The organism is Streptomyces sp. CNB091, from assembly GCF_000377965.1.
Genome location: NZ_KB899001.1, coordinates 123,445 through 144,774, shown reverse-complemented (window position 1 = coordinate 144,774; position 21,330 = coordinate 123,445). Strand labels below are relative to the sequence as shown.

The 21,330-nt window shown below is 72.3% G+C and carries 17 protein-coding genes and 1 tRNA gene; 13 read left to right on the top strand and 5 right to left on the bottom strand.

All coding sequences use genetic code 11. From position 1 onward, the window contains the following. Positions 1-64 precede the first annotated feature (64 nt). Positions 65-730 (top strand): response regulator, encoded by a 666-nt coding sequence (locus D581_RS0121575; RefSeq protein WP_026290766.1) that lies wholly within the window; start codon positions 65-67, stop codon positions 728-730. A gap of 8 nt (positions 731-738) precedes the next feature. Here the strand turns inward: D581_RS0121575 and D581_RS0121570 are convergent, their stop codons facing one another. After that, positions 739-1,281, bottom strand: a complete 543-nt coding sequence (locus tag D581_RS0121570) for a hypothetical protein (RefSeq protein ID WP_018959279.1) — start codon at positions 1,279-1,281, stop codon at positions 739-741. A gap of 64 nt (positions 1,282-1,345) precedes the next feature. Here D581_RS0121570 and D581_RS0121565 point away from each other — a divergent pair, with 64 nt between their 5' ends. From D581_RS0121565 to D581_RS0121545, 5 genes are all read left to right on the top strand, one after another. Then, positions 1,346-1,972: a TetR/AcrR family transcriptional regulator gene (locus D581_RS0121565; RefSeq protein ID WP_018959278.1), complete on the top strand. Its 627-nt coding sequence runs from the start codon at positions 1,346-1,348 to the stop codon at positions 1,970-1,972. A 138-nt stretch (positions 1,973-2,110) separates the two neighbouring features. Further along, complete coding sequence (locus D581_RS0121560; RefSeq protein ID WP_018959277.1) at positions 2,111-3,055, top strand: ABC transporter ATP-binding protein; 945 nt, start codon at positions 2,111-2,113, stop codon at positions 3,053-3,055. Further along, positions 3,052-3,894, top strand: a complete 843-nt coding sequence (locus D581_RS0121555; RefSeq protein WP_018959276.1) for an ABC transporter permease — start codon at positions 3,052-3,054, stop codon at positions 3,892-3,894. Before D581_RS0121560 ends, D581_RS0121555 begins: the two co-directional genes overlap by 4 nt. 187 nt (positions 3,895-4,081) lie before the next feature. Continuing rightward, positions 4,082-4,615, top strand: coding sequence for a MarR family transcriptional regulator (locus D581_RS0121550; protein ID WP_018959275.1), 534 nt, complete (start codon positions 4,082-4,084; stop codon positions 4,613-4,615). 292 nt (positions 4,616-4,907) lie between these two features. Next, positions 4,908-6,551: a DHA2 family efflux MFS transporter permease subunit gene (locus D581_RS0121545; protein WP_018959274.1), complete on the top strand. Its 1,644-nt coding sequence runs from the start codon at positions 4,908-4,910 to the stop codon at positions 6,549-6,551. Positions 6,552-6,600: 49 nt separating this feature from the next. Here the strand turns inward: D581_RS0121545 and D581_RS0121540 are convergent, their stop codons facing one another. Together D581_RS0121540 and D581_RS0121535 are read right to left on the bottom strand one after the other, a co-directional pair. After that, on the bottom strand, positions 6,601-7,680 hold the full coding sequence (locus tag D581_RS0121540; protein ID WP_469219943.1) for a Fic family protein: 1,080 nt from the start codon (positions 7,678-7,680) through the stop codon (positions 6,601-6,603). Between the two features lie 389 nt (positions 7,681-8,069). Beyond that, positions 8,070-8,142: transfer RNA gene (locus D581_RS0121535), tRNA-Arg, on the bottom strand. Positions 8,143-8,448: 306 nt separating this feature from the next. Here D581_RS0121535 and D581_RS0121530 point away from each other — a divergent pair. From D581_RS0121530 to D581_RS0121500, 7 genes are all read left to right on the top strand, one after another. Further along, a complete protein-coding gene (locus D581_RS0121530; protein ID WP_018959272.1) occupies positions 8,449-10,092 on the top strand; it encodes an ATP-binding protein in 1,644 nt (547 codons plus the stop codon). Continuing rightward, positions 10,089-12,017: a GTPase gene (locus D581_RS0121525; RefSeq protein WP_018959271.1), complete on the top strand. Its 1,929-nt coding sequence runs from the start codon at positions 10,089-10,091 to the stop codon at positions 12,015-12,017. Before D581_RS0121530 ends, D581_RS0121525 begins: the two co-directional genes overlap by 4 nt. 162 nt (positions 12,018-12,179) lie before the next feature. Further along, a complete protein-coding gene (locus D581_RS0121520) occupies positions 12,180-12,641 on the top strand; it encodes a single-stranded DNA-binding protein (protein WP_018959270.1) in 462 nt (153 codons plus the stop codon). A gap of 199 nt (positions 12,642-12,840) precedes the next feature. Continuing rightward, a complete protein-coding gene (locus tag D581_RS0121515) occupies positions 12,841-14,328 on the top strand; it encodes a Cys-Gln thioester bond-forming surface protein (RefSeq protein WP_018959269.1) in 1,488 nt (495 codons plus the stop codon). A 124-nt stretch (positions 14,329-14,452) separates the two neighbouring features. Then, positions 14,453-16,117 carry an energy-dependent translational throttle protein EttA gene (ettA, locus tag D581_RS0121510; protein ID WP_018959268.1) on the top strand — a complete coding sequence of 555 codons (1,665 nt, stop codon included), beginning with the start codon at positions 14,453-14,455 and terminating at the stop codon, positions 16,115-16,117. 5 nt (positions 16,118-16,122) lie between these two features. Beyond that, the gene (locus D581_RS0121505) at positions 16,123-16,545 is read left to right on the top strand and encodes an acyl-CoA thioesterase (protein WP_026290763.1); all 423 of its coding nucleotides are present in this window, start codon (positions 16,123-16,125) and stop codon (positions 16,543-16,545) included. Continuing rightward, the gene (locus D581_RS0121500) at positions 16,542-17,258 is read left to right on the top strand and encodes a DUF8010 domain-containing protein (RefSeq protein ID WP_018959266.1); all 717 of its coding nucleotides are present in this window, start codon (positions 16,542-16,544) and stop codon (positions 17,256-17,258) included. Before D581_RS0121505 ends, D581_RS0121500 begins: the two co-directional genes overlap by 4 nt. A gap of 191 nt (positions 17,259-17,449) precedes the next feature. Here D581_RS0121500 and D581_RS0121495 read toward each other — a convergent pair whose 3' ends face one another. Further along, complete coding sequence (locus D581_RS0121495; protein WP_018959265.1) at positions 17,450-18,454, bottom strand: ABC transporter ATP-binding protein; 1,005 nt, start codon at positions 18,452-18,454, stop codon at positions 17,450-17,452. Beyond that, positions 18,451-21,330 (bottom strand): FtsX-like permease family protein, encoded by a 2,880-nt coding sequence (locus D581_RS0121490; protein WP_018959264.1) that lies wholly within the window; start codon positions 21,328-21,330, stop codon positions 18,451-18,453. Before D581_RS0121490 ends, D581_RS0121495 begins: the two co-directional genes overlap by 4 nt.

Below are 21,330 nucleotides of genomic sequence, written 5' to 3'. Positions count from 1 at the left end.
CGTACGGAACCCGGGGAGCGGCCGCGTGAGCGAACGGGTGGAGAGCGCGGCGTGGCCGCCGGGGATCGTCCGCGTGGTCCTCGCCGACGACCAGACCGTCGTACGGGCCGGGTTCCGCGCCCTGCTCGACCTCACCGACGACCTGGTCGTGGTCGCGGAGGCCGCCGACGGGGCCCGGGCCGTCGAGGCGGTCCGGACGACCCGCCCGGACGTCGTGCTGATGGACGTCCGGATGCCCGGCGTCGACGGCCTGGAGGCCACCCGCCGGATCGCCCAGGACCGCTCCCTCGACCGGGTCCGTGTCGTCATGCTCACCACGTACCAGGTCGACGCGTACGTCTTTGAAGCACTCCGGCACGGTGCGGCGGGCTTTCTGCTGAAGGACATCGAGCCGGACGACCTGCGCGCCGCGATCCGCACGGTCGCGGCGGGCCGGAGTCTGCTCGCCCCCGCCGTGACCCGTCAGGTGATCGAGGAGTTCGCCCGGCTGAAGGCCCCCGAGGCCGTGGGCGCCGAACGGCTCGCCGTGCTCACCGGCCGGGAGCGTGAGGTGATGGCGCTCGTCGCCGCCGGGCTGTCCAACGAGGAGATCGGCAAGGCGCTGATCATGAGCCCGCTGACCGCGAAGACCCATGTCAGCCGGACCATGACGAAGCTCGGCGCCCGCGACCGGGCCCAGCTGGTGGTCCTCGCCTACGAAACGGGCCTGGTCAGGGCGGGAGAACCCTAGGCCCGGACCTAAGGGGTGTCCGATCGGACGATCTCCTGGGGCTTGCCGGTCACGCCCGGCGGCCGGCGCAGGAGCCGGCGCAGAAGGCGTGTGTACGCTCCCCGGCGCGCCGGGTGCGCCACCGCGCCCGTGCACGCCCGTTCGGCGCGGTCCAGGCTGTCCTCCAGCAAGGCGTCGTGGAGCGGGCGCCAGACGAGAGGCCAGGTGAGCCGGGCCGGGCCACCGGTGTTCATGGCGAGGGTGTGGCGCAGGACCGTGCGCTCCTCGTCGACGGGCAGGACGACGTACTCGTGGAACCCGTGGAATCCGCGAGGCCCGCTGAAGGCGAAGCGCACCCAAGTGGAGGGGACGTACGTGGTGACGGTGTACCGGACGGGCCCGTGGCCGCCCGCCGCGCCGGGCGCCAGCGGGCGGTCGAGCCTCATCGGCGGCCAACTCCGGTGGGGCCACAGACCGTCCCCGTCCCCGCCGCTCGACAGGGTGTCCAGCAGGGCCCCCACCTCGCCGCTCCTCGCGACCAGCAGGCGCTCGTGCACGTTGTAGACGCCCATGCGTCCCTCCCCGAAACCCTAGTAGAGAAGGCTCTCTAATATTGTGGAGAGTACTCTCTGATTCATGGCCAGACCACCCCGGTTCGACACCGACCAGTTTCTCGACGCCGCCGTGCGACTGGCCGCCGCCTCGGGCCCGGCCGGGGTGACCATGTCCGCCGTCGCCCAAGGGGTCGGAGCCCCGAGCGGTTCCGTGTACCACCGCTTCCCGGGACGGACCGCCCTGCTCGCCCAGGTGTGGCTGCGCACGGTCGAGCGCTTCCAGGAGGGCTACTTCGCGGCCATCGGCGCCGAGGGCGACGCGTGGAGCGCCGGTCGCGCGGCGGCACGCCACGTCATCGCCTGGAGCCGCGCCCACCCGAACGAAGCCGCCCTCCTCCTCTACGGCGCCGAGGATTTCGGGCGCGCCGACTGGTCCGAGGAGCATGTCCACCGCGCGGACCGCGGCAACCGACGGGTACGCGCGACCCTCGACTCCCTCGCCAGGGGCCTTGGCGCGGAAGGGGCCCGAGCCCGGGAACGTGTCACCCTCGCCGTGGTCGACCTGCCGCTCTCGGTGGTCCGCCGCCACCTCCGGGCCGGCCTGCCCCTTCCCGCCCATGCCGAGGACCTCGCGGAGGAGTGCACCGCCGCACTCCTCGGCCCTCCCGCCGGCCCGGCATCCCCGCCGGGCTGCCCGGGCGCCGGCTGACCCCTTCCGCGAACGCGCGGGGCGGCACCAGAGGTGCCGCGCGCGGGGCGGCACCAGAAGTGCCCTACTCCGACGGGAGCAGGCAGCGACTTCCTGCGGAGGATTCGCCACCGGCCCCCCGCTCGTAGCGTCGACCGCATGATCCAGGCAACGGAACTCACCAAACGCTACGGCGGGCGAACCGCCGTCGACCGGCTGTCGTTCACGGTCCGGCCGGGCCGGGTGACCGGATTCCTCGGCCCGAACGGCGCCGGGAAATCGACCACCATGCGCCTGATCCTGGGCCTCGACTCCGCGAGCGCGGGGCGCGTCACCGTGGGCGGCAAGGCCTACGCGGACCTGCCCGTACCGCTACGGGCGGTCGGCTCCCTGCTCGACGCCAAGGGCGTCCATGGCGGCCGGTCCGCCTACCACCATCTGGCCGGACTCGCCGCGAGCAACGGCATCCCGCGCCGCCGCGTGGAGGAGGTGCTCGACCTGGTCGGCCTCCCCGCGGAGACGGCCCGCAGGCGCACCAAGGGCTTCTCGCTCGGCATGGGCCAGCGGCTGGGCATCGCGGCGGCACTGATCGGGGACCCGGAGGTCCTGATCCTCGACGAGCCGGTCAACGGCCTCGACACCGAAGGCATCCGCTGGATCCGCGAACTCATGAAGTCCCTGGCGGCGGAGGGCCGCACGGTCTTCCTCTCCAGCCACCTCATGAGCGAGATGGAACTGACGGCCGACCACCTCATCGTGATCGGACAGGGCCGGCTCATCGCGGACACGACCATGCGCGACTTCATCGCGACCAACTCCCGCGCGCACACCCTCGTCAGGTCCCCGGAACCGGAACGGCTGCGCACCTTGCTGGAAGCGGCCGGGGCGCGCGTACGGCTGGACGCCCGGGGCGGCTGGCGGGTCGACGGCCCCGACGCCCCGGCCATCGGCGACCTGGCCCGGGACCACGGGGTCGCCGTCCACGAACTCACCCCCGCCACCTCCTCCTTGGAGGAGGCCTACACGACGCTCTCGCGGTCCTCGGTGGAATACCGGGCCGAGGACAGGCGCTCGTCGACACCCCGGAAGGAGACAGCCCGATGACCACGACTACAACCACAACCACAACCACGACCACGCCTGCGCCCGCGCTGTCCGGCACCCGCCGGAGCCGGGACCGGAACCGGAACCGGGACCGTACCGGCTTCCGGGAAGCCCTCGCCTACGAATGGATCAAGTTCCGCAGCGTGCGCTCCACGGTGTGGACGACCGCGGCCACCGCCGTACTGCCCGTCATCGGCGCGGTGTTCATCGCCGCCACCGGCAGCCTGCAACCCGACGACACCGTCCTCGGCGGCAGCCTCACGCTCACCGTCGTCGCCCAGATGCTGGCCGCGGTCGTCGGGGCGCTCGTAGCCTCGGGGGAGTACAGCAGCGGCACCATCCGCACGACGTTCGCCGCCTGCCCCCGCCGGGGCACGGTCCTCGCTGCCAAGGCGACGCTGGTGGCGGGCGTGACGTACCTCCTCGCCCTGGCCTCCTGCACGGCCGCCTACCTCGTCGGGGACGCCATGCTGCCGGAGGGCCGGTACGCCCAGGGCGAGCCGTTGCCCGCCCTGTTCGGCATCGCCGCGTCCTTCGCGGTGGCCGCCGTCCTCGGCCTCGCCGTCGGCACCCTCGTACGCCATTCCGCCGGTGCGGTCACCACGGTGATCGGCCTGCTGCTCCTGCCGTCCCTGTTCGGCCCCCTCTTCGGTGACGCCGAACGCTGGGTCGCCGGACTCTCCCCGACGGCCGCCCTGGAGAAGCTCACCCAGACCTCGGACGCCGCCGCCGACACGGTGGGCAGCCTGGGCCCCTGGCCTTCCCTGCTCCTGGTCGCCGCCTGCACGGCGGCGCTCACTCTCGGGGCGCTGGTGCTGCTCCGGCGCCGGGACGTGTGAGGGGGAGTGTCGCCTCTTTTCCATCCTCGGGAATCTTTCCCATCCTCGGGAAGCGCGTCCGGTACCTGGAGATCGGACCGCTGTCCCCTGGCGTACCTTCAGCGTGAAGGAATTTTTCCTTTGGCTAGTGGTAAGTCGTCCAACCGGTGACGGAGCGTGTCACCCAGGAAGATCGGGAAGTTGGAGCATGTCGATGGAGGAAGCGGACTCCGGTGCACTTGAGGCCCAGCGCGATCGCCTCATGGACGGACTCCGGGCGTTCGGCGCGAACTACACCGAGTTCACGCAGCGTTTCGCGACCTGGCTCGGGTTGCACTCCACGGACGCCGCGGCCCTGACCGAGATCCTCTACGCGGAGGACCAGGGCGCACCGCTGTCGCCGGCCCGGCTGAGCGAGCGGATCTCCCTCTCGTCCGGTGCCACCGCGACCCTGCTGAACCGCCTGGAGACAGCCGGGCACATCGTGCGGACCCGCGAGCACACCGACCGCCGCATCGTGACGCTGCGCAGCAGCCCCGACGTCAGGCCGCGGGCCGAGGAGTTCTTCGGCCCTTACGCCCAGCGCATGGCCGTGACCATGGCCCAGTACAGCCCCGCACAGCTCCAGCAGTTCGAGGACTTCATCGCCCGGCTCCGCGCCACCATGGACTCCCTGCTCGCCGACGAGTACGACGAACGCCGCCCGAGGGGTTCCCACACAGGGAACGGGACCACGGAGTGAGCGCATCGAAAGCGTCAGCACACGCGGGCGGCTCCCCGGTGGCGACGAGTTGAGCGCGGCGACGAGTTGAGCGCGGCGGCGCGTTCCCGCGCCTGCCGGGCGTAGCGCTCGTCGGACAGGAGGGTGCCGCACGCCTCGAACGTGCCCTAGGGAAGCCACCCCACCCCACCCCACCCCACCCCACCCCACCACTCTGCTAAGGGAGTTGACAGTCGCAGCGCCGAGAATTACCTTCACCATAAAGATACACCAGGGTGGAGGAATTTTGAGCGCCACAGAACAAACCCCGTCCATGCGTCAATGGCTCGGCCTCGTCGCCGTGTCCTTGGGCGTGGCTCTGATCGTTGTCGACATCACCATCGTCAACGTGATCCTCGCCCCGATCATCGAGGACCTGGAGGTCACCTCGGTCGAGGCCCAGTGGGTCCAGGAGTCCTACGCGATCATCTTCGCGGCCCTGCTCCTGATCTCCGGGCGCCTGTCCGACCTGCACGGAGCCCGCAAGATCTTCCTCGTCGGCCTCGTCGCCTTCGGGCTCACCAGCCTGGTGGCGGCGGTCGCCCCCAGCGGCGGCCTGTTAATCCTCGCCCGCTTCCTGCAAGGCATCGGCGGGGCCATGATCCTGCCGACCTCGCTGGCCCTGGTGAACGCCAGCTTCACCGGCAAGGCCCGAGGACAGGCGTTCGCCGTCTGGGGCTCGACCATCGGCGCCGCGGCGGCCGTCGGTCCGCTGCTGGGAGGCTGGCTCGCGGACTTCTCCTGGCGCTGGGCCTTCGGCATCAACATCCCGCTCGTGGCGGTGATCATCGCCGGCGCCCTCTACTACCTGCCCGCCTCCCCCCGTACGCGCGGCAGCATCGACGTCCTCGGCGGCGTCCTGTCGGCGGTCGGGCTCGGCTTCCTCGCGTTCGGACTGATCGAGGGCCGTACGTACGGCTGGCTCGCGACCGTCGAACCGCTGGACGTCGGCGGCATCTCCTGGAGCGGTGGCCCCTCCCCGGTGTTCGTCGCGTTCGTCGTCTCCGCCCTCGTCATGGTGGTCTTCTGGCGGCGCCAGGCGGCCCTCAGCCGGCGCGACGAGGAGCCGCTGATGGACGTGCGGCTGTTCTCCATCGCCTCCTTCCGCAACGGCAACGTCGTCACGCTGGTCGTCGGACTCGGTGAGTTCGGCATCATCGCGGTGCTGCCGCTCTGGCTGCAGTTCGCCCTCGGCTACAGCGCGTTCCAGGCAGGCCTGGCCCTCGTCGCCCTCGCGGCGGGCAGCTTCTGCGCCAGCGGCGCGAGCTTCTCGATGTCCAGCACACCGCTCACCCTGGTGCGCCTCGGCCTGATCCTCGAAGCGGCGGGCCTGGCCGTGCTGGGCCTGATCGCGGCCACCGACAGCGCGTGGTGGCTGATCGCGATCGCCCTCTTCGTCTACGGCATCGGGGTCGGCTTCGCCACCGCGCAGGTCACCAACATCGTGCTCGTGGACGTGCCCGCCGAGAGTGCCGGACAGGGGTCGGGCATCCAGAGCGCGTCCCGCGAACTCGGCGCTGCCCTCGGCATCGCCGTGCTGACGACCTTGTTCTTCACCACGATCACCTCGAACCTGCGCGACAGCCTGACCGGCTCCGGCGTTCCCGACGAACAGGCCCGGGAGCTGAGCGGTGCCGTGACCGACAGCGCCGGCTCGGTCATCCCGGGCCTCGCGGCGGACCCGCGGACCTCGTCCGCCGCCGATGCCGCACGCCAGGCGATGGCCGACGCGATCGAGGTGTCCAGCTACGTGTGTGCCGGACTGCTGCTCCTGGCGCTCGCGGCCACGCTGTTCGTCAAGCCCCGCAACCCCGGCGGCGGGGGCGCCGCCGGGGAGAACCACGAGGCGACGAAGTCCGGCAGGGCCGCATTCCAACGTGGCGATGGGTTACGCAGTGCAGCGGAAGATACTCTCTGACAACCCGCTACCCAGAGGGCGCAAAAGTGTCCCTCAGGATGGCGCGCGGTCACCGTTCCCGCCGGTACGGATCCGTGTACGGCTCCACGGACTGGCGGACCTCGTCCCGTACCGGGTCCATGAGAGGGCCTGGGGCGTAGTAGCGCGCGCGGGCCTTGCCGTGGGGGACGAGCCAGCCGCGGGCCACGAGCTCCCGGATGTCGCGGATGGCCTGCTGGTCGCTGAGGTCGGCGTCCTGCTGGTAGACGGTGCGGCGCACCTTCGCGTCCGAGAAGGCGGGCAGCAGGGCATAGACCACCCGCTCGTCCAGACCGGCGGTCTCGACGCCTTCGACCAGACGGGTCCAGGCCCGCGACATGACGTCGAAGCGACGCTGGGCCTGCTGGGCCTGCCGGTGGTGGGCGGTCAGGCAGAAACGGATCCAGGGCCGGGTGTCCCGCTCAGGGCTCCAGCGCGGGCCGCCCACCTCCTCCAGGATCTGGTAGTAGGCGTACGTGTTCTGTCCCCGGCCGAGCCATTCCTCGATGGAGGAGAATTCGGGCGGCATAAGGGCCTCGCGGGAGAACACCAGAGTGGACAGGGCTCGGGACATACGTCCGTTGCCGTCTTTCCACGGGTGGATCTTGACGAGGTTGAGGTGGGCCATGGAAGCGCGGACGTGGACGGGGATGTCGAGATCGCCCTCGTTGAGCCAGTCGATGAACTCCGTCATCAGAGTGGGAACGTCCGCCTGGTCCGGTGCGGTGTAGGCGGGGACGAGGGGGTCGTCGGGGCTGGTGACGTAGACAGGTCCGTCGCGCCAGCGGCCGGGGCGCTTGTCGAGGTGGTGGCCCTGGAGCATGAAGTGCAGGCCGTTGAGCAGGCCTGCGTCGTACCGGAAGGCGTCTCCGGCGTCGGCGAGGGCCTGGATGTAGGTCATGCCGCGCTGGTAGCCCTCCAGCTCGGCACGCGTCTTCTCCCCGGTCTCCAGTGGTTCCTCACCGGACATGAGGGCTTCCACGTCGTCGACTGTCGCCGCGTACCCCTCGATGGTGTTCGATCCGGCGATCGCGCGGGCGGTGAGATTGCGGCGCAGTTGCTGGGTCCAGCGCGGGGTGGCCCGGAGCATGTGGCGCAGAGCACGACGCATAGCTTCAATCTCATCGAGGGTGCGCAGGTCGTCTGTGCTCAGGGAGGGAGTGGCGTACAACATGAGTCGATGACACAATGATTGTGTCGCAAGGTCAAGTGGATGGCGGGGGCGGGTCCGCGTCTGGGCAGTGTGATTCGGGTGAGTCGCCAGGTGCTCGTCCAGCATCTGCGCGAGCGTGTCGAGCTTCCTCCGAATCACGCGGGGATCTGTCAGGGACCCGTGTGGGGAAGTGCCAGTCAACCCGACGGAGGCGCGGAGAACCGTCCTCGGTGGTCGCGCGGGGCCGGTCCGGCGCTTACCTTCCCGCTATGCAGCGCTCGATAATGTGCCCCTGAGCGGCGAAAAGGCCCTCCAGGTCGGAGGGCCTCTCTGTGGTGCACATGGTGCGCCCCCGGCAGGACTCGAACCTGCGGCCAAGCGCTTAGAAGGCGCCTGCTCTATCCACTGAGCTACGGGGGCCGGGAGTCCTGATCGGTGGTTCCGTGGCCGTGCCGGGACAAGGATAGGGCTCCGATCCCCTCGACCCGGTTGCTTCACCTGCGTGGCATGATGTGGAGGTTCGGTGAAGCGAACCGATAATCGCAGGTAGGTGCGATTCCTGCATCGGTTTTCGCTCCCCTCGCGCCGGGTGTTGTGCACTCGTTATGCCCCTGCCCCACTCGTCCCCTCTGTCCTGACTCTGTCCAGAGGGTGGAACCGCCGCGCAGAGAGGGCTATACGCTTCAAAAAGGCTGCAAAATTGGGCATTCTTCGCATGTGGTGACCATGGACGTACGGCCTCAGCTCATCGACGCACTTTCCGCCCTGCGCGACCGTGTCGCCGCCGTGCGTCTTCCACTGCCCCTGCCGGGGGCCGAACGCGCCCGGCAGACCAGGGTCGAACTCCTCGCCCAGCTCGACGACTACCTCCTGCCGCGTCTCAAGGACCCCGAGGCGCCGCTGCTCGCCGTGATCGGCGGATCCACCGGGGCCGGGAAGTCCACCCTGGTCAACTCGCTGGTGGGCTGCCGGCTCAGCGAGGCCGGGGTGCTGCGGCCCACCACACGGACCCCGGTGCTGGTCTGTCACCCGGACGACCACCACTGGTTCGCCGGGGTGCGGGTGCTGCCCCAGCTGACCCGGATCTGGCTGCCGCCGGGTCAGACGCCCGACCCGGACGGGCTGGACGACCTCGCGGCCCGGGGTGGGGACGGGGAGACCGCGCTGCGGGTGGAGACCGCCGTGAGCCTGCCCCGTGGGCTCGCCCTCCTGGACGCCCCCGACATCGACTCGCTCGTCGTACGCAACCGGGTCCTCGCCGCCGAACTCATCTGCGCCGCCGACGTCTGGGTGATGGTCACCACCGCCTCGCGCTACGCCGACGCCGTGCCCTGGCACCTGCTGCGTACCGCGAAGGAGTACGACGCGGCCCTCGTCACCGTCCTCGACCGGGTGCCCCACCAGGTGATCGCCGAGGTGTCCCGGCAGTACGCGGCGCTGCTGACCCGGGCCGGGCTCGGGGACGTACCCCGGTTCACCATCCCGGAGCTGCCCGAGTCCGCGGGCGGCGGCAGCGGACTGCTCCCGACCACCGCCGTCGCCCCGCTGCGCGCCTGGCTCGCCCACCGGGCCCAGGACCCCGCCGCCCGGCAGCAGGCGGTGGCGCGTACCGCCTCCGGCGTCATCCAGTCGCTCAACGTGCGGATGCCCTCACTGGCCTCCGCCGTCGCCGCCCAGTACGCCGCCTCCGTACGGCTGACCGGGGTGGTCCAGGACGCGTACGGCACGGAGGCCGCCCGGATCCGGCGCCGCCTCCGGAGCGGTGCCGTGCTCTCCGGGGACGCGCGGACCCGGTGGCGCGGCTACCCGCTCTACAGCTCGCCCGAGGAACTCCTCGAAGCCCTCGTCGACAGCCTGGTGGCCCTGCTCCAGTGCTCGGTCTCCGCCGCCGACGAACAGATCCGCACCCAGTGGCGCCGCGAGCCCGCCGGTGGCCTGTTCCGGTTCGAGGGCGCCGGACGCGAGGCGGGCGGCTGGGGGCCCGCCGAGGACGTCGAAGGCCGGATCTCCGTCGCCGTACGCCGGTGGCGGCGGGTCCTGGAGGAACTGGCCGAGGAGGAGGTGCGCCAGCTCGAACGCAATGTGGCGCCCGCCCCCGAGACCGTCGCCGCACTGCTCGCGGCCGCCCTCCTCGGCGGGCGGCGCGCCCGTGCGGCGGGGGAGCAGCTCGCCGAACGCATCGGCGCCCAGGGCGCGCTGCGCCTCCGCGACAAGGGCGGTGAGCTGCTGACGACCTACCTCGACCAGGTACTCGGCGGCGAACGCGACCGCCGCCTCGCCCCGCTCGACGCGCTCGACGTCGCCCCCGAACCCCAGGCCGAACTGATCGCCGCGCTTTCCGTACTGCAGAAGGAGAGGTGGCAGCGATGACCGCCGTCACGGACCAGGACAACAGCAACGGCAACGGCAACGGCAGCAACGGCAGCGGCAACGGCAACGGTGGCGCCGGTGCGAAGTCGGACGCGGAGGCACCGGGCAGGGGCGGGGACGGGCGCTGGGACGACGGGCTCATCGCCCGGCGAGCGGCGGCGGCCGAGGCTCGTGAGGCCGGGGAAGCCGCCCCCCGGACGCCCGCCGCCGACGACGAGGAGCCGCAGGTCGAGGCGTACGTCCCCTCCGGCGGGCCGCTGCCGCCCCGGCTCGACGCCCTGCGCGAGCTCGTCGGGCTCTCGCGCGCCCGGCTCGACCGGGACACCCTCGCCGAGGCGGGACGCGTGCTGGACGAGGCCGCCGCCCGGCAGCGGCTCTCCTCGCGGCACACGGTCATCGCCGTCGCGGGAGCCACCGGCAGCGGGAAGTCGACCCTGTTCAACGCGCTCGCCGGGGCCCCGATCTCCGACACCGGGCTGCGTCGGCCCACCACCTCCCAGCCCATCGCGTGCAGCTGGACCGACGGGGCCGCCGGGCTGCTGGACCGCCTCGCCGTCCCCGGCCGGCTGCGGCGCAGGCCCCACCCCGGGCCCGCCACCCTCGACGAGGCGCTCCAGGGACTCGTCCTGGTCGACCTGCCCGACCACGACTCGGCGGCCACCGAACACCGCGACCAGGTGGACCGGGTGCTGGCCCTGGTCGACGCGGTCATCTGGGTCGTCGACCCGGAGAAGTACGCCGACGCCGCCCTCCACGAGCGCTATCTGCGCCCGCTCGCCGGGCACGCCGAGGTCACCTTCGTCGTCCTCAACCAGACCGACCGGCTCCCCGGCGAGGCGGCCGACCTCGTCCTCGACGACCTGCGCCGCCTCCTCGACGAGGACGGCATCGCGCTCGGCGAGCACGGCGAACCCGGCGCCACCGTCATGTCCCTGTCCGCGCTCACCGGCGACGGGGTACCCGAACTCCGCGAGATGGTCGGCCGCTTCGTCCAGGACCGCACGGCCGCCACCCGCCGCCTCTGGGCCGACGTCGACGCGGCGGCGGCGCGGCTGCGCCCGGTCTACGTGGCCGAGGGCCGGCCCGGACTCGGCGAGCGGGCCCGCGACGAGTTCACCGACCGGCTGGCCGAGGCCGTCGGCGCGGCGGCCGCCGGACAGGCCGCCGAGCGGGAGTGGCGCAGGAACGCCGGGCGGGCCTGCGGGACGCCGTGGCTGCGGCTCTGGCGCTGGTACGAGAACCGGGGCCTGCCCGGCAGCCTGGACCGGATGGGCCAGGCGCTGACCCCGCCCGAAGAGGAGCTGACGGCCCGGCAGCGGGTCGAGCAGGCGGTGCGGATCGTCGCGGACGACGCCGCCGACGGGCTGCCGGGACCCTGGGCGCAGGCGGTACGCGAGGCCGCGTTCAACGGGGCGAAAGGGCTGTCCGAGGCGCTGGACGAACTGGCGGTCAAGGCCGGGGCCCCCGGCGCGTCCAAGCGGGTCGGCAGAACGGAGACGGGACAGGGCGCCATCGCCGGAACCGCTCTCGCAGCCCCGCTCGGCGGCCGTCCGGCCAAGCCGCCCCGGCCGAAGTGGTGGCCCGCCGCGGTGCTGGCCCAGGTGTCGATGACGCTCCTCCAGATCTTCGGCGGCCTGTGGCTGGTCGGCCAGATCATCGGCGTCCTGGAGCCGGGGCTGGTCACACCCGCGCTCATCATGCTGGCCGGAGTCGTCGGCGGCCCGCTCGTGGAGTGGTCCTGTGCCGCGGCCATCCGGGGACCGGCCAGGCGGTACGGGCAGGACGCCGAGCGGCGGCTGCGCGAGGCGGCCGCCGGATGCGGACGGGCCAGGGTCCTGGACCCGGTCGCCGCCGAACTGGTGCGCTACCGGGAAGTGCGCGAGCGGTACGCGACGGTGACGGAGTTTTCCACAACCGGCCGGTAGTCCACAGGCCCGGACGCGATTCCCGCCCGGCGTCCACCATGGAGTCCGCACCCCACCGACGCCCGGAGAGGTACGAGCCGTACGAGCCGTACGAGCCGTACGAGCGGTGCGATCCGGTACGAGCGGTGCGATCCGGTACGACAAGGAATGCGGGGGCGGGAAATGAACGAGACCTTGGTGACACTGGTGGGTAACGCCGCGACGGCGGTGGAGTTCCGTGAGACGGCCACCGGTGGAATGGCGCGATTCCGTTTCGCCGTGACTCCGCGGCGCTGGGACCGTGAGAAGCAGCTCTGGGCCGACGGCCGCACCAGCTTCTACACCGTCTGGTCCTGGCGGACGCTCGCCGCGAACCTGGCCGGTTCCGTTTCGGTCGGGGAACCCCTCGTCGTGCACGGCCGGTTGAAGGTCCGTGAGGAGGAACAGGCCGGTCAGCGAAGGACGTTCGTCGATGTCGAGGCCGTCGCCGTCGGCCACGACCTGAGCCGGGGAACGGCTGCCTTCCGCCGGGCGGCCAGAGCGGAACCAGTTCTGACGGAGCGCCCGGAAAGCGTCACGGACGGCGATGCGCACGCGCCGCCGAAACAGCGGGAACACGTCGACGCCATGGCCGCGGTGTCCTGAAAAGGCTGGTCGTCGACAAGCGCGACAGGCCGTCGCGCGATAACGATTCCGATTCGGAATGGTTGTGCAAGGGCAGTACGGGGGACTGCCCTTGCCCCGTTCTTTAGGATTCCCAGTGCTCACGGGTCACTTGGGTCTGCTGGCGAGGCATTCCCCACACGCGCACCATGCGCGAGGGCCTCGCCCGGAGGGGAATTCTGTGTTTTCTGCGTCTTCAGCGTCCGCTGCGCCGTCCGGCACGACAGGGGCTCCCCCCGGCCGCGGCACCCGCCGCCCGGTCGCCGCGCTGCTGCTCTCCGGTCTCGTCGCGGCTGCCGCACTCGTCGGCGCCGGACCGGCGGCGGCCGACGACCCGGGCCGGCACCACGGCGGCGCGGCCGCGGTGCTCGACGGGCTGAAGACCTTCGACAGCGCCGTGCTCCGCGTCGCGGGGAAGGACGGTGCGTCCGACCGGACCCAGAAGCTGCCCGCCGGACTGTTCGAGATGACCGTGGACGGCGGCGGCAAGCTCAAGACCTACTGCATCGACCTCCACAACCCCACCCAGGACCAGGCGAGGTATCTGGAGACGCCCTGGGCCGAGACCTCGCTGAGCACCAACCGGAACGCGGGGAAGATCCGCTGGATCCTCCAGCACTCCTACCCCCAGGTCGACGACCTGGCCGCGCTCGCCGACGCGGCCGGCACCGGCCCGCTGACCGAGCGGACCGCCGCCGCCGGGACCCAGGTCGCCATCTGGCGCTACTCGGACAACGCCGATGTCACGGCGGCGGACAAGCAGGCGGAGAAGCTCGCCGACTGGCTGCACCGCAACGCGCGCAAGACGAAGGAGCCCCGGGCCTCGCTGACCCTGGAGCCGGCCGCCGTCTCCGGCCGGGCCGGCGAGCGGCTCGGCCCCGTGACCGTCCGCACCGCCGCGGACCAGGTCTCGGTGTCGCCCCCGGTGGACGCGGCGGCCAGCGGCATCGCGGTCACGGACGGGAAGGGCGCCCCCGTCACCGCCGCGGCGGACGGGGACCGGCTCTACTTCGCCGTGCCGAAGGACACCGCCGACGGCACCGCCTCCCTGACCGTCCAGGCCACCACCTCCGTGCCGGTCGGCCGGGCCCTCGTCGGGACCGGCCGCACCCAGACCCAGATCCTGGCCGGCTCCAGCGAGTCCACGGTCTCCGCGCGAGCCGGCGCCACCTGGGCCGAGAAGGGCGCCGCCCCCGCACTGACCGCGCGGAAGAACTGCGCGGCCGGCGGCGTGGACATCACGGCCGCCAACCGGGGCGACGAGCCCTTCACCTTCGAGCTGGCCGGCACCGAGCACACCATCGCCGCCGGGGCCACCCGCACGGTGACGGTCCCCGTCGCCGAGGACCAGGCGTACGACTTCACCATCACCGGACCCGGCGGGTTCGCCAGGTCCTTCACCGGGGTGCTGGACTGCGCCACCAGCGGCAGCGTCCTGGACCGCGAGGGCGCGGGCGACGCCGGCAACGACATCGGCACGCGGAGCGCCCAGCAGTCCGTCCCGGCCACGACCGGATCCACCACATCGGGGATGGCGGGCGACCTCGCCGAGACCGGCGGCTCCAGCGCCACCCCGATGCTCGCCGCGGTCGCCATCGGACTGCTCGTCGTGGGCGGCGGCGCGGTCTTCCTCCTCCGCCGGAAGGCGCCGCACTCCGACGGCGAGTGACCATTCGCACGCGGGAGGTGACGTCGTTCCCGTGTCGATCCCCGGACGGGTTTCCGTCCGGGGAGGGCTGTCAGGCAAGATGGGGTTATCTGCCCACACCTCTATTGCTGCCGGACGGTTTCTCTTGGCTGAGTACATCTACACCATGCGCAAGACGCGCAAAGCGCACGGCGACAAGGTGATTCTCGATGACGTCAACCTGAACTTCCTGCCCGGCGCGAAGATCGGTGTCGTGGGGCCCAACGGCGCCGGTAAGTCCACGGTGCTGAAGATCATGGCGGGCCTGGAGCAGCCGTCCAACGGTGACGCCTTCATCTCGCCCGGCTTCAGCGTCGGCATCCTCATGCAGGAGCCGAAGCTCGACGAGAGCAAGACCGTCCTGGAGAACGTCCAGGACGGCGCCGCCGAGATCATGGGCAAGCTCAAGCGCTTCAACGAGGTCGCCGAGCTGATGGCGACCGACTACTCCGACGCGCTCATGGACGAGATGGGCAAGCTCCAGGAGGACCTGGACCACGCCAACGCCTGGGACCTGGACGCGCAGCTGGAGCAGGCCATGGACGCCCTGGGCTGCCCGCCCGGCGACTGGCCGGTCACCACCCTCTCCGGTGGCGAGAAGCGCCGCGTGGCGCTCTGCAAGCTGCTCATCGAGGCCCCGGACCTGCTCCTCCTCGACGAGCCCACCAACCACCTCGACGCCGAGTCGGTGAACTGGCTGGAGCAGCACCTCTCGAAGTACCCGGGTGCCGTCGTCGCCGTCACCCACGACCGGTACTTCCTGAACAACGTCGCCGAGTGGATCCTGGAGCTCGACCGCGGCCGCGCGATCCCCTACGAGGGCAACTACTCCACGTACCTGGAGCGCAAGGCCACCCGTCTCAAGGTCGAGGGCCGCAAGGACGAGAAGCGCCAGAAGCGGCTCAAGGAGGAGCTGGAGTGGGTCCGCTCCAACGCCAAGGGCCGCCAGACCAAGTCCAAGGCCCGCCTCGCCCGGTACGAGGAGATGGCGGCCGAGGCGGACAAGATGCGGAAGCTGGACTTCGAGGAGATCCAGATTCCGCCGGGCCCGCGGCTCGGTTCCATCGTCGTCGAGGTCGAGAACCTCTCGAAGGCCTTCGGCGACAAGGTCCTCATCGACGACCTGTCGTTCACGCTGCCCCGTAACGGCATCGTCGGCATCATCGGTCCGAACGGCGCGGGCAAGACCACGCTGTTCAAGATGATCCAGGGCCTGGAGACGCCGGACAGCGGTGCCATCAAGGTCGGCGACACGGTCAAGATCTCCTACGTCGACCAGTCCCGCGCCAACATCGACCCGAAGAAGACCCTCTGGGCCGTCGTCTCGGACGAGCTGGACTACATCAACGTCGGCCAGGTCGAGATGCCCTCGCGCGCCTACGTCTCCGCGTTCGGCTTCAAGGGCCCGGACCAGCAGAAGCCGGCCGGCGTCCTCTCCGGTGGTGAGCGCAACCGCCTCAACCTGGCGCTGACGCTCAAGGAGGGCGGCAACCTGCTGCTCCTCGACGAGCCCACCAACGACCTCGACGTCGAGACGCTCTCCTCGCTGGAGAACGCCCTCCTGGAGTTCCCGGGCGCCGCTGTGGTCATCTCCCACGACCGCTGGTTCCTGGACCGCGTCGCCACGCACATCCTCGCCTACGAGGGTGACTCCAAGTGGTACTGGTTCGAGGGCAACTTCGAGTCGTACGAGAAGAACAAGATCGAGCGGCTCGGCGCGGACGCGGCCCGCCCGCACCGTGCCACGTACAAGAAGCTCACGCGAGGCTGATCGTCTTGGCTCGTCACGTCTACAGCTGCCCCCTGCGCTGGTCGGACATGGATGCCTTCGGCCACGTCAACAACGTGGTCTTCCTCCGCTACCTGGAGGAGGCGCGCATCGACTTCATGTTCCGGCTGGCGCCGGGGAACGGCTCGCCGTCGTTCTCGGGCGGGTCCGTCGTGGCCCGTCACGAGATCGACTACGTACGGCCGCTGGTCCACCGGCACGAGCCGGTGACCGTCGAGTCGTGGGTCACGAAGATCGGCGCCGCGTCCCTGACGATCGCCTATGAGATCAAGGACGCCGACCAGGTGTACGTACGCGCCTCGACCGTCGTCGTGCCGTACGACCTGGCGGCGGAGCGGCCTCGGCGGATCTCCGCCGAGGAGAAGCTCTTCCTCCAGCAGTACCTGGCAGAGGAGCCCGCCGCGGCATGACCGTGCCTGTGCAGTCGCTGCGGTTCGCCGACGCGAGGGAGGCGGCGGATCTCGCCGCCTTCCTCGGCCGGCTGCTCCACTACGACCGGGCCGCGGCGGTCCGGTTGCAGGCGGGCGGCGGCGACGCGCTGGCCGTGTTCGGCCGCCCGCCCTCCTTCGAGGTCCTCGCCATCCGCGCCGCCCGCCTGGCCCGCCCCGAGACGCTCGACGTCACGGTGTCGGCCGGGGAGCTGCTGGAAACCCTCGACGTTCCCGTCCCCGGTGACCCCGCGGGTGCCCCGGAGCCGGGCGCCGGTGCGCTGCCCGCCCCGGTCACCGGGCCGCCCTGGACCGGTGTCCTGCCGCCCCGGGGGCCCTGGGAGGAGCAGCCGGGACTGCCCGGGCCGGACGCCCTGCGCACCGTGCTGGAGGGAGCCGTCACCGAGTTCCGCACCCGGGACGAGGCCCTGCCCGAGGAGCGGCGCACCCGTGCGGAGCGGGACCGTATCGGCCGGGAGATCTGGTCCCGGCCGGTGGGGACCACGGATCTTCCGCTCCGGGCCGTCCACGCGGCCCAGTCCCTCGGCTTCCTCCGGGCCGACCCGCGGTTCCCGGTGTCGCTGCTGTCCTCGGGCAGCTGGCTCCGGCTGCGGAGCCCGTACGGCTCGATCGCCCTGCGCCGCGCGACGAGCGGCGAGCTCGGCGCCCTGCCCTTCACCGTCGGCACCCGCTGACCCGAAGGCCCGCGCCCCCGCGCCCCTGGACACGCCCGCTGACCCGAAGCCCCGCGCCCGCGCGCCCCTGGACGCCCGCTGATCCGAAGGCCCGCGCCCCCAGGCTCCCGCCGGCCCGAGGCGCCGCGCCCCTCGATGTCCGCTGATCGACGTCACGGGCGCCCCCCGCGCCGCCGCCGTGCGTACCGGCCCTACGTGCCCGGCTCCACCGGGGCCGCCCCGTGTGCGTCCGGCCAGACGCCGATGTGGTCCTGCTCCAGCTCCAGCAGCACCCGGTGTTCCATGCCCAGCGTCTGCGTGTAGTCCGCGGGCAGCTGGAGCCGCCCCGCCCGGTCGAGCATCGCGTACTCCCGGGCCACCTGCGACTCCTGGCCCGTCGCCGCGTCCACCTCCGTGCGGCGCAGCACCTCGGACGAGGTACGGCCGTCGCGGATGGCGACCGTACGCCGCACCTCGCTCGCGACCGCCTGGTCATGGGTGACGATCACGATCGAGGTCCCCAACTCCTCGTTGGCGCGCCGGAACGCGGCGAAGACCTGCTCCCCGGTGGCCGAGTCCAGCTCCCCGGTCGGCTCGTCCGCGAGCAGCACGGACGGGGAGTTGGCCAGCGCCACCGCGATGGCCACCCGCTGCTGCTGCCCGCCGGACAGCTGCTGGGGGCGCCGGTCGCGGCAGTCCGCGATGTCGAGCATGGTGAGCAACGACTCGGCGCGGGCGGCCCGTTCGCGCTTGCTGCCGCCAGCGCGCAACTGCATGGGCAGGGTGATGTTCTGGATCGCGGTGAGATACGGGAGAAGGTTGCGGGCGGTCTGCTGCCAGACGAACCCGACCACGTCACGGCGGTAGCGCAGCCGCTCCTTCGGGCCCATCGACAGCAGATCGCAGCCCGCGACCTTCGCCGACCCCGCCGTCGGCACATCCAGGCCCGCCAGGATGTTCATCAGCGTCGACTTCCCGCTGCCCGACGCCCCCACCAGAGCCATCAACTCGCCCTCGGTGACCAGCAGATCGAGGCCCTGGAGAGCCTGCACCTCCACCCCGTCCGTGGTGAAGATCCGCACCACGCGGTCGCAGGCGATCAGCGCGTCGTGCCCGTAGGAAGGGCGGTCCCGGCGGGCCGCGGCCCGCTGCTCCAGCTCCGCCAGCGTCGTTTCGGCCGCGCGGGCCGTGCCGTCCGTCTCGGTGGACGAGGTCATCGGGAGTCTCCTGCCCTGAGTTCGGTGATCGATCCGCGGCGGCTCGCCCACCACGCCTGGACGCCCGCGACCGTGGCGGCGAGCGCCACCACCCCGGCGGCCGGCAGCCCCAGCGACCAGAGGTCGGTGCGCAGGGGGACGGGGCTCGTGTCCGATCCGGCGACGCCCGCGAGCGCCAGCGGCACCAGATCGACGCCGGGGGAGAGCAGGGCGATGGTCGCCCAGCCGGTGAACAGTCCACCGCCCGCCGCCAGCAGCGCCTGCGGCGTCGCCTCGAAGGCCAGCAGCCGTCTGCCCTGCCCGGTGGTGAGCCCCATCGTGCGCAGCCGTGCCAGCAGCGTCTTGCGCTCCGGCGCGGTCTGGAGCAGCGACAGCAGGACGGCCAGCAGCGCGTATCCGGCGCCCGCCGCGACGGCCGCGAGGTAGATGCGCTCGGCCCCCGCCTGCATCGGGGTGTTCACGTACCGCGCGCGCTCCTCGGAACGCAGGTGCGCGGCGTATTCCTTGCCGCTTCCTTCGACCGCCGCGTGCAGCTTCCCGGGATCCGGTGCGCCGGTGAGGAGCAGCGTGGTGGGCGCCTGCTGCTCCAGGGCGGCGGAGTTGACGATCAGGAAGTTCGTGGTGGAGACCGAGGCGACGCCCGGGGTGGTCCCCACGACCTGGACCTTGAAGTTGCCGGACAGCGTGTCGAGCGCCTGCGGCTCCTTGCCCAGGCGGGCCGCCACCGCCGGGGAGGCGATGGCCGGCAGGACACGGTCCGGACCGGCCTCCGTGCCTTCGGGCAGGGGGGCCGAGGGGCCGGTGGCCTTCAGCCGGGCGGCCGGGAAGGCCGGCAGCCCGGTCGAGCGGGCCAGCTCGGCGTACCGGGCGGGATCGACGCCCACCATGGCCGCTGCCCCCACGTCCTCGCCGCTGCCGCTGCCGCTGCCGCTGCCGCTGCCCGTACCCGTACTCGTATCCGTACCGGCACCGTCCCCGTCGGCTCCGCCGTCACCGGCCACGGCCTCCGGCAGGGCCACGCTGTGCTCGATCCGCAGCGGTGCCACGCCCCGTACGCCGTCCAGGTCGCGCACCGTGCGGATCAGCTCGTCGGGCAGCGTCGTCTGCTCGCTCACGCCGCTGACCCTGGCGTCCGCGCCGACGGCCGCCAGCGCCGCGTCGTCCCGCGCGTCCCCGACGCCGGCGATCACCGAGCCGCCGAACGCCGCCGTGGCCAGCGCCAGCAGCAGGGCCAGCAGCGGCAGCGCCCCGCCGGCCGAGGAACGGCCGGCGCGGGCCAGTGAGAGGAAGCCGATCGCCCCGCGCAGCCGGGCCATCGGGCGCGTGGCGAGCCGCAGGGGCAGCGGATAGAGGCGTACCAGCACCAGCGCCGCGATCAGCGCGACCAGCACCGGCGCGGCGCTGACCAGCAGGTCGGTGCCGCCGTCGGACGACGTACCGCGACGGCGCAGCGCCGTCACCGCGCCGACCGCCAGCACGAGCAGGGTCAGTTCGGCCACGGTCCGCCGACGCGAGGGCCGGGCGCTCACCATGTCCTCGCGGGCCCCGTGCAGCATCGGCCGGATGTGCTGGAGCGTCGTCCGCAGCGGCAGGGCGACGCACACCAGGAGGCCGACGCCGGCGGCCGCCAGCGCTCCCGGCCACCAGCGGGCATCGCCCACGGCCAGCACCGCGAGCAGCAGCCCGAGCGCGCTCGCGGGCAGCACGGTCACCGCGGTCTCCGCGAGCAGCCGGCCGCCGATGCCGCGCAGCGAGCCGCCGCGTGAGCGCATCAGCGCCAGTTCGCCGCGGCGGCGGGCGGCGATCAGGGCCCCCGTCATCAGCAGCACGACGGCGGCCACGGAGCCGATGCCGAGGGCGGCGACCGCGATCACGGGACTGATCGCGTCGCGCATCCGCGCGTTGGCCTCCACGATGTGGCCGAGTCCGGTGGCGAACACCGCGGTCTCCCCGGCGGTCTCCCGCACCTTCAGCAGCCCGGGGCCGCTCTCCAGCGAGGCGATGACGGACGTCAGCCGGGCGCCGTCGCGGCCGGTCAGCCCGGCCGGGTCGGGCGGGATCCGCCAGAAGAGGGCCGGCTCGGTGGCCGTGCTCAGGAGCACGGGACCGGCGTCCTCGGCCAGCAGGACGGTGCCGGTCCAGTAGTACACCGGGAAGGGGGCCTCCGGGTCCGGCACCAGGGACGGGGTGCGCAGCAGCGGATCGGCGGACCAGTAGCTGCCGCGCGGATCGCGCGGGGTCACGATGCCGGTGATCGTCACGGTGATGGGTTCCTGGGCCGCGGTGAGCAGCTCGACGGTCGCGCCGACCTTCACCTTCAGCTCGGCCGCCGTCTCCTCGGTGACCGCGCCCTGCACCTGACGAGAGTCCGATGTGACCTCCCGCGGCGTCGTCGGCCAGGCGCCCGAGGCCAGGGTGGCGTGGTCCTTCAGTCCCGACTGCGCCACGTAGGAGAGCTGCGGCGGAACCGCGTCGGGCCTCGGCAGCCAGGGCTCGTCCGCGAGGGCCGGCTTCGTGGTGCGCACCCCGTACGCGACCGACGACGTGTCGGCGCGCAGCGGTGCGGGCAGTGCCTTCACGAGCCCGGCCCCGACCCGCGTCAGCTCGGGGCTCCGCACTTCGGCGTCCCGCTGCGCCTGCGGCAGTTCAAGACCGGGCTGGGGGCGGGAGACCTCCAGAAGGCTGCGGCCCCCGTCCGCCGTCCGGACGTCGTGGCGCAGCCCCTTCGTCTCGTACGCGTCCACGGCCCGCGGGAACGCCGCGGCGAGGAACGCCGTCACCAGCACCAGCACCGCGAGTGCCGTCGCCGCGCCGGGCGCGGTACGCAGCCGGGTACGGATCCAGGGGGCGGTGGCCGCCCGGTTGTTGTGACGCAT